Origin of the sequence: Pseudomonas sp. EA_65y_Pfl1_P113 (assembly GCF_963970525.1) — a bacterium.
Taxonomy (GTDB): domain Bacteria; phylum Pseudomonadota; class Gammaproteobacteria; order Pseudomonadales; family Pseudomonadaceae; genus Aquipseudomonas; species Aquipseudomonas tritici.
Genome location: NZ_CAXAQM010000129.1, coordinates 1 through 840 on the forward strand (window position 1 = coordinate 1; position 840 = coordinate 840).

Annotated in this window: 2 protein-coding genes; one reads left to right on the top strand and one right to left on the bottom strand. The window is 61.8% G+C overall.

The window, feature by feature from the left end; translation table 11 throughout:
* Positions 1-313 precede the first annotated feature (313 nt).
* Positions 314-514: a hypothetical protein gene (locus tag AACY52_RS28645; RefSeq protein ID WP_339561117.1), complete on the top strand. Its 201-nt coding sequence runs from the start codon at positions 314-316 to the stop codon at positions 512-514.
* A 120-nt stretch (positions 515-634) separates the two neighbouring features.
* On the opposite strand, the gene AACY52_RS28650 is transcribed toward AACY52_RS28645, so the two are convergent.
* Positions 635-840 (bottom strand): hypothetical protein (locus AACY52_RS28650; RefSeq protein ID WP_339561118.1); only part of this gene is annotated, 206 nt, incomplete at its 5' end.

Consider the following 840-nt stretch of genomic DNA (forward strand, 5'->3'; position numbering starts at 1 on the left):
AGCAACAGCTGATGGCCGGCGGCGCGATGAACTTGCTCGTATTCACGCCGGGCGGCCAGGATGACGGCGGCGACGATTGAAGTGGTGAGAAAATGATGCCTTGGAAGTCTTTGAAATCACTTGGAGCGCCCGTTTTTCTCACCTGCGAACCAAGCCCTTGAAATCACACGAAGCTGAGAACCCTGCTGGGATCGCCAGCCCTCAGAGCCACGCTGATTTGATTGCAGAATTACGACCCCGTTTTCTCACCTTTTGAGAACCCCTGTTCCGGTGAGAAAGAATTCGCTATTCGTTCTCCATGCCGATTGACCCCATGAACGACCCGAACGAAGCGTATGACGTCCTGCCGATGGAGCAGGAGCCGCACGGCCCGCCAGCGGACTGGTGGACCGTCGCCTGCAACGGCATCCCGGTCCACCATTTCGCGCCCGGCCGCAAAGCCGAAGCCGAGCGCTACGCGACCGACCCGGCCTTCCGGCAGCAACTTTCGGCCTCACGCAAATATCACGACTGATCGGCTAGCCTCCGCCAAGCGTCGCACGCGCCGCATGCACCGCAAGCTGATAGACGACCCACCCCTCGACGACGACGAACGCAAATCCGGCCATCAGGACCACAACCAGGAGCGCGGTCCTCACGTCAGGCTCCCCGGCATGAAGCAGCGGATCGAGGGCCCGGTATAGCCCCAGATCGGCCAGACCATGGTGGCGCCCGCGCGGTTCGGCTCCGTGATCACGGTATCATCGGGCACGTCGAGCCAGACCATGTCTTGGCTGCCCTGCTCGCGCGGGATCCTGACGCGGTAGTGACCGTCCTTGATCTCCCAGTCGACGTCGGAGA

Coding starts and splice junctions, on each gene's coding strand:
- AACY52_RS28645 (WP_339561117.1), top strand. CDS start 314: ATGAACGACCCGAACGAAGCGTATGACGTCCTGCCGATGGAGCAGGAG.